This is a genomic window from Ideonella paludis, assembly GCF_018069865.1.
GTDB classification, from domain to species: Bacteria; Pseudomonadota; Gammaproteobacteria; order Burkholderiales; family Burkholderiaceae_C; genus Ideonella; species Ideonella paludis.
In genome coordinates, this window is sequence record NZ_JAGQDG010000007.1 from 1 (window position 1) to 11,646 (window position 11,646).

Consider the following 11,646-nt stretch of genomic DNA (forward strand, 5'->3'; position numbering starts at 1 on the left):
ACTGGGTGCGCTCGGAGCCGCTGGGGGCCGGGGCGCAAAGCGGCAGCTTTGCGGGCACGGTGGGGCTCTTCAATGCGGGAGTGGCGGACGTCAGCAACGCCAGTTGGAGTGAGGTGGGTCGCATCTCACCCACGGTGCGCTTGGCCAGCGGCAGCTACTTGGGCAGCAGCCTGACCAGTGCGGGCAACCCGATTGGCGTCATGGGCTGGACGCATTGTGCGAGCGAGAGTGGTGGCAGTGCCAACGCCTGCGTGGTCCCGAGTGGCGTGACAGCGGCCGTCTTTTTTGGGGTGTCCGCCTATGGTGTGATGCGCACCGGGCAAACTGGCAGCGTGCCCTGCAGCATTGCCTACTTTGGCGACCCTGCGGTGGGCCAAAGCAAGGCCTGCTACTACACCGCCCTGTCGGGGGCGGGCAGCGTGACCACCCACATCCAAGTCAGGCCGGCGCGCCTAGAGGTGGCGGCCGCTGCTGCCTGCGGCAGCTTCAGCTATGCCGGCCAGCCCTTTGGGGCCACGGTGACAGCGAAGAACGCCCTGAATGCGGTCACCCAAAACTACGCGGGCGCGGTGGCGCGCAGCGTCAACTTCAGCGACAGCAGTGGCAATGCCAATGGCAGCCTCAGCGGCAGCGTGCCCGCCAGCAGCTTCAGCGCCGGTGTGGCCACCCTGGCCAACACAGTGGCCACGGCCCCGGTGTTCAGCTTCAGCAACAAGCTCACTGCGCCGCAGACCATCAGCCTCAGGGCGACGGATACCGACGGTGTCAACTCCAGCGGCTATGACGGCAGCCAAACCCTGCGCAGCGGCCGACTGCAGATGAGCAATGCCTTTGGTGGCGACAAGAGCAGCCTGCAGATTCCCTTGCAACTGCAGTACTGGAGCGGCAAGAGCTGGGTCAAGAACAGTGACGACAGCTGCACGGTGATCCCCACCGCCTCGGTGGTGCGGGCCCAGACCTTGAACCACAACAACAGCACCGCAACCTGGAGCAGTGCCATCAGCAGCATCAGCCTGAGTGGGGGCAGCGGCTTCATCACCCTGGGCGCCCCCAGCCCCAGCGGCACGGGCACGGTGGACTTGTCCATCAACCTGGGCAGCAGCAGCACGGGCCAGAGCTGCTTGGCGGCCAACCCTGCCAGCACGGGCGCGGGCTTGCCCTGGCTGCGCTCGCGCCAGGGTAATTGCGCCAGCACGTTTGACCGCGACCCGTCAGCCCGGGCGAGTTTTGGGGTCTATACGCCAGAGATTCAGAAGTCGGTGCATGTTCGGGATGTTTTCTGAGCTGCCATCAACGAGCCCATGCCAGGTCGGCCTGAGCCATCTCGACCTCGTGCGCGGCGATGAGCCCAATGGGATGGGGCCGAGCATGCAAAAAGCCTTGCACCAGCTTGATGCCGGCCCGCTGCACGGCTGCCAGCTGCCGCACCGTGGCCACACCCTCTGCCACCAAGGACATATTGCGCTGTACCGCCATGCGGTGAATGGATTGCAGTGGCGCGTCGTCGCCCTGAGCTGCCGCTTGGATGACTGCAGCATCAATCTTCAGCACTGAAAAGGGCAGCTCTGAGAGCCGCTGCAAATTGGAGTAGCCGCTGCCGAAGTCGTCCATCGCCAGCCGGTAGCCTTGTTGTGCCAGCCAGGACATTGCGGCCCCAAGACTGGCGTCGTAGGTGACTTGCTTTTCCAGCACCTCCAGCGTGATGCGTTTGGCCTCCAGTCGGTTGGCCAAGACCTGGGTGTGCAGCCACTGCGCCGCCTCCACGCTGGTGAGCATGGCGGGGTCGATGTTGATGGACAGGTGCAGGCCCTTCAGCGCCTCGTGATGGGTGGCCAAGGTTTCCAAGATGCGGCGGCACAGCAGGCGGTGCAGGCCGTCGCTGTCGACCACGCCCAAGAAGGTGCCGGGCATCAGGCGCTGGCCGGGCGCTTCGGGGTGAGGCAGGCGCGCCAGGACTTCATAGGACTTGATCTCATGGGTCTCGGCGCAGACGATGGCTTGGAGGTCGAGCGGCAGCGGCATGCCGTCCAGCGCTTGGTGGGTCCATTGGCGAATTTGTTGCCGGTGCGGTGGGCGGTTCTCGGGCGGTGCACTGGTGGGAGGCTGGCTGGCCACCGGGCCGGTGTGGTTGCGCTTGGAGGCATACAAGGCCAAGTCGGCGCTGTGCAAAGCCGCTTGCCACTCTGAGGCAGGCTTGGTCTCGCAGCCCACGCTGGCTTTGCAAAAGACGGGATTGCCCAGGCCCAAATCCCACCACCGCGCCAAGCGGTGATAAAGCTCTTCCGCCATCTGCAGCATTTGCACCCGGCTCCAGGGGCCGGCGTGGCTGGTGATTAAGATCAAGAACTCATCGCCTCCTAAGCGAGCGAGCCGGTAATGGGCGGCTTGATGCTGGGTTTGCCATTCCTCCACTTGTCGGCGCAGGCTGTCTGCCACGGCGCGCAGCAGCCGGTCACCCGTGGGGTGGCCATACAGGTCATTGACAGACTTGAAGTCGTCCAGGTCAATGCAAAAGACCATCACATCAGAGGCCGGCTCCTCGGCGCTGGCTGGCGAAGGGGTGTCGATGGCATGGCGGTTGTCCAGCCCGGTGAGACTGTCTTGGAGCGCCAAACGCTGGTACTCCAGCTTCCAGCGCAAGGCCTCTTTGAGCAGAGGAATCAGCCGCATCGACAACACCGCCGTGCAGGCGGCCCCGCAAAACACCCACACCACCAAGGGGGTGCGTTCGGCCTGCTCGCCCAAGGCCAACCAAGTGGCCGGCAGTGCCAACACCAACAAGGTGGCGCCGACCAAGCTGGATGCTCCGAGGTGGTTGAGGGCTTGGCGGGGCTTGCTGGGCGGGGCGGGCATGCGCGTGTAGAGCATGACGATGGCGCCCGCAGCAGAGATGGCGATGTTGGACCACTGGCTGAGCGACAGCACGCTGTCTGGAGTGGCATAGCCCGCCAGCAAGCACAGGGCGAAATGGCTGAACAGAAGGACCGAGCCCACCATCAAGATCATCTCTGTGGGCTCCAGCTTCATCCGTGCCTTGCTGACCATCAGCCCGGTGCCGATCATCATGAACACCCCCGGCGTCAGGTAGCCCACCGTGATCAGCAGGCTGGGGCTGTGCATGAGCGTGGCGCCGTGTGCCGGACCCAGCAGCACCGGGAAGACGCAGGCCAGCAAGGCGGTGCTGATCATCAGGCTGTCAGCGCACATGCCGGGGGTGTTGAGCCTGTCTTCTAGCCGCCGCAGCTCGTGGATCGAGAAGCGACCGATGTAGAACGTGAAGCCCACCAAGCAAAGCACATCCACGACCAGATTGGCGCGGCCCATTGTTTCTGCGCCCAGCCAGCGGTTGAGTTCGATCAGCGGAAACACCACCAGCATCAGCACCAGCAAGTCGTGCCGATGCGGCTCGATGGCGACCGAGGGTCGGTAGTGCTTCAGGTAAAGCGCCGCGTTGACCCAGCCGCTGATGACCCAGAAGAAGTTGGACTCAGCCAGTGTTTGAGCGCTGAGGTGCAGGCTTGTCGCAAAGACGAGATAGTCCAATGGCAAACGCCAGCACAGGGGCGGGGCGCTTGCGGGGGGCGGAGGGGTGGGCGTGCTGGACATGGTGGAGCGGCGGATGTCTGGCAGATCCATCACTGCTCTCGCAGAGTGTGCAGCAGGGCGACGCGCTGAGAAACCTGACAGATGTCCCCGCAGACGCAGGGGTTCTCCGCAGAGTTGGTGGGTGTTCGGGCCGCTGTTCGGCGCTTTGGATGCACGGTGGACCGAAACAATGGACGGTGGTGGCTTTGCGACCTCAGCACGCGTGATGAGGGGCAGGGCACCGGTACTGCATGAGCCGAATGATTGATCTGGGAAGACACCGTTTTTGGCGTTGGCTCGGCCTGTGGCTGGCCTTGTGTGTGCTCGCGCCTGCCGCGCAGGCCGCGGCCTATGTGTTTCCGGGCAACTTACCGTCCACGTGCACGGGCTCAGGCCCCAGCTATACCTGCACGGGCCTCACCCTGTTGACGGGTGACACCGTCACCATCAACAGCCCCACGCCGGCCACCATCACGGTCAACGGTGCGCTCAATGCCACCGGAGCCAGCATCAACAGTGCCGGCAACACCGCCGACCTGACCTTGAACGTCACCGGCGCGGTGACGCTGACGACCAGCAGCATCAAGGGCAATGTCAACTCGGTGGGGGCCACGCTGAACACCGGCTCGTCCATCACGGGCAACTTGGCGGCAGGCGCTGCCACCATCACGCTGGCAGCCAGCACCACGGTGTCGGGGAACGTGAGCTGCACCGGCACCTGCTACTTGGGCATGCAGGGCAATGACATCACCATTGGCGGCACCACCACGGTCGGCCACCTTTACAACTGGGGGGCCTACCGCGCGCGCTTTGGCGGCACCATCACGGCGCACGATGCCTACATCTACCTGGGCTATGACGCGGTCGTGAACGGCGATGTGAAGCTGCTGGCCACCTATGCCAACTATGGCTATTACGTCTATCTGCAAGACCGTGCAGTGGTCAACGGCTCGGTGAGCAATGCGCAGTCCGGTGGCATCTATCTCTACAGCAGCAGTCGGGTGACGGGCGACGTCTCCATCGTTGGGGCCATGACCGGTGGCGTTTACATGTATACCAGTGCGACGGTGCAGGGCAATGTCACTTGCAGCGCCTGTCAACTCGATTTGCAGGGCAATAACACCGACATTGGTGGCACCACCAACGTGGCGCAGATCGGGAATACCGGCAACTACAGCAGCTACGCGGGTGCGAAGTTTGGTTCGCTGTTGGTGGCGCCCAGTGGCAACACCGTCATCGCCAGCAACGGACAAATCCTGCTGGGCAACACCACCACGGTCAAAGGTGGCATGAGTGCGACGCAGGCCATCACCATTGGGTCCGGCCTGACGATCACGGGCAATGTGTCGTCGGGCGCCGCTGTCAGCGTCGGGGCTTCGAGCTTGGTGACGGGCAGCATGACCGCGACGGGCAGTGTCACCTTTGCCAACTCTGTGACTGTGACGGGCAACCTCACCACCTCCAGCAGCTTGACTGCGGGCGTGTCCACGGCCGTCCAAGGCAACGTGAATGCCTCCGGCTCTGTCAGCCTGGGCAATTCGTCGGCGGTCACAGGCTCGATCACCGCGGGCTCGGGGGTGTCGTTGGGCACGGGCAGCACCGTGGGCCAGTTTTTGAATGGTGGCAATGGCACCGTGACCTTGACGGCCAACAACAGCATTGCGGGCAATGTGAGCTGTACCGGAACCTGCTACCTGAGCATGCAGGGCAACGACATCAGCATCGGCGGCACCACCACGGTGGGACACCTCTACAACTGGGGCTCGTACCGGGCCCGATTCGGCGGCTCCATCACCGCCCACTATGCCTACATCTACATTGGCTATGACGCCATCGTCAATGGCGATGTGAAGCTGCTGGCCACCTATGCCAACTACGGCTACTACGTCTACTTGCAAGACCGGACGGTCGTCAACGGCACGGTCAGCAATACGCAAACGGGTGGCATCTACCTGTACGCGAGTACGCAGGTCGGTGGCGATGTGGCCATCACCAACACCGCAGCCGGTGGCACGGGTGTTTCGAGCAACAACATCTACATGTATGTGGGCGCCAAGGTGCTGGGTAATGTGGCGTGCAGCAACTGCCAACTGGACATCCAAGGCAACAACATCGACATCGGTGGCACCACCAGCGTGGGCCTGATTGGCAACCCTCAGAACTACACCAGCTACAGCGGTGCCAAGTTTGCGAGCCTCCTGAGTGCGCCCAGCGGCAACACCGTCAATGCCAGCAATGGCCAGATCTTCCTGGGCAACACCACCACGGTCAAAGGCGGCATGTATGCCTCGCAGGCCATCACCGTGGCCAACAGCTTGAGCGTGACCGGCAGTGTCACGGCGGGCGGTGCCATCAGCCTGGGCTCCTCGGCCTTGGTCAGCGGCAGCTTGGTGTCAAGCGGCAGCATCACCACCACCACCAGCACCACGGTGCAAGGCAGCATCACAGCGGCGGGGTCCGTCAGCTTGGGCAACTCTGCGGCGATCACCGGATCGATCACCGCAGGGTCGGGGGTGTCGCTGGGCACCGCCAGCACAGTGGGTCAGTTCTTGAGCGGCGGCAGTGGCACGGTGACCTTGACGGCCAACAACAGCATTGCCGGCAATGTGAGTTGCACGGGAACCTGCTACCTGAGCATGCAGGGCAATGACATCAGCATCGGTGGCACCACCACGGTAGGCTACCTCTACAACTGGGGCTATTACCGCGCCCGCTTTGGCGGCACCATCACCGCCAGCTATGCCTACATCTACATTGGCTACAACGCGGTGGTCAATGGCGATGTGAACCTGTTGGCCACCTATGCCAACTATGGCTACTACATCTACATCCAAGACGGATCGGTGATCAATGGGTCCGTCAGCAATTCGCAGTCCGGAGGCACTTACCTCTACAGCAGCAGCCAGGTGACGGGCAATGTCTCCACCGTGGGCGCATTGGCCGGCAATATCTACATGTACGCCAATGCCAAGATCGATGGCAATGTGTCTTGCACCCACTGTCAACTCGACTTGCAAGGCAACAACACCGAGGTGGGTGGGACCACCAGCGTGGCGCTGATCGGCAATACCGGCAATTACAGCAGCTACACCGGCGCAAAGTTCGGCTCGCTGCTGGTGGCGCCCAGCGGCAACACGGTCAACGCCACCAATGGGCAGATCTTGCTGGGCAGTAACACCACGGTCAAAGGCGGCATGTATGCCTCGCAGGCCATCACCGTGATCAACAGCTTGAACGTGACCGGCAGTGTCACGGCGGGCGGCGCCATCAGCCTGGGCTCCTCGGCCTTGGTCAGCGGCAGCTTGGTGTCAAGCAGCAGCATCACCACCACCACCAGCACCACGGTGCAAGGCAGCATCACGGCGGCGGGGGCCGTCAGCTTGGGCAACTCTGCGGCGATCACCGGATCGATCACCGCAGGGTCGGGGGTGTCGCTGGGCACCGCCAGCACAGTGGGCCAGTTCTTGAGCGGCGGCAATGGCACGGTGACCTTGACGGCCAACAACAGCATTGCCGGCAATGTGAGTTGCACGGGAACCTGCTACCTGAACATGCAGGCCAATGACATCAGCATCGGCGGCACCACCACGGTAGGCTACCTCTACAACTGGGGCTACTACCGCGCGCGCTTTGGCGGCACCATCACCGCCAGCTATGCCTACATCTACATTGGCTACAACGCGGTGGTCAATGGCGATGTGAACCTGTTGGCCACCTATGCCAACTATGGCTACTACATCTACATCCAAGACGGATCGGTGGTCAATGGCACCGTCAGCAACGCCCAGAGTGGCGGTGTCTACCACTATGCCAACAGCACCTCCCAATGCACCCGTACCCTGACGTCAGGGCCTATCACCCTGTACACGGGGGCCCGCCCTGGCGGTGTGTGCTGCGGCAGTGCTGCCTTCGGCTCCTCCTGCAGCAGCAGTTGCGTCAGCAACAGCTCCGGCCTGACCATGCCGGTGGGCTGCCAGCCGCCTTATGGCTTGAATGGCAGCTACTACAACACCACCGACTTGACGGGCGCGGTGGCCTTGTCGCGCCGCGATGGCCCGGTGGACTTTGATTGGGGCGCAGGCAGCCCCGGCACGGGCGTGAATGCCGACTACTTCAGCGTGCGCTGGACGGGTAATGTGCTGGTGCCCTACACGGGCTGGTACACCTTCCAAACCCAAAGTGATGACGGCGTGCGTCTCTGGGTCAATGGGCAGCAGCTCATCAACAACTGGACGCTGCACGGGCCGACGGATGACACCTCGACGACGATTTACCTCAAAGCGGGCACGCGCTACCCCATTGAGATGAATATGTACGAGTGGGGCGGTGGCGCCGTGGCCCGCTTGCGCTGGAAGCGGCCGCTGGATTCTGCGTTCGCCGCCATTCCTTATGGCAATGGCACGCAGGGCCTGTATCCGGACACCGTGCCCGTCGTGCCTGATGCCGGGGTGTTCAGTGGTGCGGTGTGGTGGAGCCGGGCGAACAGCTTCTCAGGCAGCGATAGTGCTGCGATGAGCACCTGGGCCAATGAGGCAGACAGCTCGCGCAACTTGACGGGCAGCACGACCAAGCCGGTCTATCGCAACACCAATGCCTTGAACATCAACTTCAATCCGGTGGTCGAGTTCACCAGCATCAGCGGCACCGTTGCAGGGGCGCAGTTCTTCTCTGCACCGTCCTTCCTGGGAACCTCGACATGGCAGCAAGCCCACTATGTGATGGTGGGCTATGTGACCAGCACGCCCCAAAACAACTGGGTGTACTTTGAAGATGCGGTGGACCCCGGTGTGGGCTTTGACGGCCGCCTGTCCTTCCACATGGGCTGGACGCCGGGCATTGTGTACTGGGATGCGGGCGCCAGCGGCAATGGCAATCGCACCAACTACACAGACAGTACGTTGGTGAACAATCCGTCGGTCTGGATGTTCAATATGGACGCCGTGGCCACCACGCCCAATGGCGGCAAATTGGGCATTCGGCGGGACGGCGTGATCAAGGCCAACTCCGGCAGCCCTAATGCGTTCACGGGCAACAACTCCAATTTCCGTGTCGGCTGGCCTGGCATGGACAGCACCTTGCGTGGCGTGCTGGCAGAAGGGATGCTGTTCCTCGGCTCCTCGATGAGCAATGCGCAAGCGGCTCAGTTGGAGACGTATCTGGGTTTGAAGTACGGCAGCACGCTCGGGGGCAATGGCGCGACCACCTCCAGCTATCAAGACAGCGCCGCCACTACCACCTGGGCCGCAGCCTCGGGCTTCCACCACAACATCGCCGGCATCGGCCGTGATGACAAGCTGCTGCTCGACCAACGCATCTCGCGCTCGGTCAACACGGGGCAGCAGATCACCGCCACCAGCAAAGCCACCATGCCGGACGGCAGCAGCACGGTATCGGCCCAAGACGGTGCGCAACTGGCGGACCGATCCTTTGTGATCTGGGGTGATAACGGCCTGACCTCGACCAGCACCGTCAATATCGCAGCCGGAGGGCTGGCAGGCAGAAGCCGCAGCATGCGCTTGTGGCGCTTGCAGCAGACGGGCACGGCTGCCGCGCAATGGACGGTGTGTATCCCGGATGCCATGCTGCCCAGCAGCTTCTTGACGGGCAATTTGGCCGACCTGCAATTGAATGCATCCACGGCGTCGGACTTGAGTGCGAGCCCCGTGTCGGTGGTGATGAGTGCGGGCAACTGCCCAGGCTCGGGCGTGGGGGTGACCACCAGCGTGCCGGGCCGCGTCGCCACCTTGTCTGCAGCTCAGCTGGCCTCGCTGGGTAGCGTCAGCTACTTCAGCGTGACACGCCGTTTGCTGGACCATCTGGAGATCACGGCCAGCAGCGGCAATGGCGTGACCTGCGCCCCCACCACCTACACCATCAAGGCCTGCGCTGATGCGACCTGTACGTCGCTCTACACCGGCGGGGTCAGCGGCACGCTGACGCTCACGGGCAGCGGCCTGACGGTCAATTTCCCTGCAGGCGCAGGCTTCACCATCCCGAACGGCAGCTCGCAGGTCACCGTCACGGCACAGGTCACCACACCTGGCACCGCCACGGTGGGCGCCACCGGCCTGTCCATCACCCCCGGCAACAGCCAGAGCGTGTTCTGCGGGCTCGGGGCCTCCGCAGCGGCGGCCAACAGCTGCGCGATGACGGTGGCCGATGCGGGCTTCTTGCTAAATGTGCCGCACAGCCGGGCGGGCTACAGCCAGACCGTCACGCTCAGCGCGGTGAAGAAATCAGACAACAGCCTGGCCTGCGCGCCCGCCTTCACCGGCACCCAGACCGTGAATGTGGGCTGCAACTACCTCAACCCCACCACCGGCACCAAGCCCTTGCTGGTGGCGGGCAGCGCCGCCACCAACACCAGCACCAACCCGTCGGGCACCTGCAACGGCAGCACGGGCACGCGCAGCCTGTTGTTTGACAGCAATGGCCAAACCACCCTGACGGTGCAGTACGACGATGTGGGCCAGCTCAGGCTGAACGCATCGGCCAGTGGCTCGGGCAGCAGCGCCGGGCTGAGCCTCAGCGGCTCCTCCAGCTTTGTGATCGCGCCGTTCAAGACCATGTCCATCACCGGCACACCCGTGGCCAGCGTGGCTGCGGGCAGCCCGTTTGCTTACACCGTCACTGCGCTCAATGCGGCCGGGCAGCCAACGCCCAACTTCGGCAAAGAGACGCCACCGGAAGGCTTTGTGACGAACTGGGTGAGAAATCAACCCACCGGCGCCAGTGCCGTGGACGGCGTGTTCTCGACAGGCACGGCGGGCAGCGTCAGCAATGGGGCGGTGAGCTACAGCGCGGCCAGTTGGAGTGAGGTGGGCCGCCTGAGTGTCACGGCCCGCTTGGCCAGTGGCAACTACCTGGGCTCGGGCTTTACCTCGGTGGCCAGCACGGCCAGCGCATGGCAATGTGCGGTGGAGGGCGGCACCTGTACCGTACCCGCCGGCACCACGGCTGCGGTGTCCTTTGATGCAGGCGGCGCCAACCTGTTCTTCAAGCACGGCCAGTCCGGCAATGTGCCTTGCACAGCGGCCTACTTCGGCGACCCCAAGCCGGGCGCCAGCAAGAGCTGCTGGATCCAGATTGAGTCCGGCCACTATGCTTCGCAAACGGGAGCCTTGAGCTTCCAGCCCCACCACTTTGATGTGACGACGGCGGCCGCCTGTGGCAGCTTCAGCTATGCGGCCCAGCCCTTCACCACCACCGTGACGGCCCGCAATGCGCAGGGCGCGGTGACCCGCAACTACGATGGCAGCGCGGGCACCAGCCCCAACTTTGCCAAGACCGTGAACCTGAGCTTGGCCAGTGCCAATGCCACCGGAAGCTTGACGGGCAGCGTGGCGGCGACCTCGTTCCTGGCGGGTGTAGGGGCAGACATGAGCACCTTCAGCTTCACCAACAAGCTGACGCCCGAGCAAACCATCAGCCTGCGGGCCACCGACACGGACGGCGTCAGCTCCAGCACTTTTGCCGAGGGCAGCATGGTGCTGCGCAGCGGCCGTTTGGTATTGAGCAATGCCTTTGGCAGCGAGAAGAGCCCGCTGCAGGTTCCGATACAGCTGCAGTACTGGAGCGGCAAGAGTTGGGTGCTGAACAACGCCGACACCTGCACGGTGATCTCCCCCGCCTCGGTCGTGCGGGCGCAGACCCTGAACCACAACAACACCACGGCGACCTGGAGCAGCGCCATCAGCAGCGTGAGCCTGACGGGCGGCAGCGGCTTCATCACCCTGGGCGCACCCAGCCCAGCCGGCACCGGCAGTGTGGACTTGTCCATCAACTTGGGCAGCACCATCGCCGACCTGAGCTGCCACGCCAGCCATCCGGCCAGCACGGGCGCGGGGCTGCCTTGGTTGCGTTCACGCCAGGGCAGTTGCGCCAGCAGCTTTGACCGCGACCCAGCCGCCCGCGCGACCTTTGGCGTCTATGCACCGGAAACCAAGCGCTCGGTGCACGTGCGCGAGGTTTTCTAGGCGCCAAAGCAGGCACTTCACCGCTTTTCTTTCGAGATCAAGGCGGCCTCGGCCCCGCAAGAATGGCAGGGGCTGGCACTCCGCT

At 63.7% G+C, this 11,646-nt stretch carries 2 protein-coding genes and 1 pseudogene; 2 read left to right on the forward strand and 1 reads right to left on the reverse strand.

The annotated features are described in order from the left end of the window. A pseudogene (locus KAK11_RS17075) lies at window positions 1-1,283 on the forward strand (DUF6701 domain-containing protein); the annotation flags it as partial. A gap of 7 nt (window positions 1,284-1,290) precedes the next feature. Here KAK11_RS17075 and KAK11_RS17080 read toward each other — a convergent pair. Continuing rightward, on the reverse strand, window positions 1,291-3,636 hold the full coding sequence (locus tag KAK11_RS17080) for an EAL domain-containing protein (RefSeq protein ID WP_210810484.1): 2,346 nt from the start codon (window positions 3,634-3,636) through the stop codon (window positions 1,291-1,293). 200 nt (window positions 3,637-3,836) lie between these two features. Between KAK11_RS17080 and KAK11_RS17085 the strand changes: the two genes are divergently transcribed. Continuing rightward, on the forward strand, window positions 3,837-11,561 hold the full coding sequence (locus tag KAK11_RS17085; RefSeq protein ID WP_210810486.1) for a DUF6701 domain-containing protein: 7,725 nt from the start codon (window positions 3,837-3,839) through the stop codon (window positions 11,559-11,561). The last annotated feature ends 85 nt before the right edge of the window (window positions 11,562-11,646 follow it).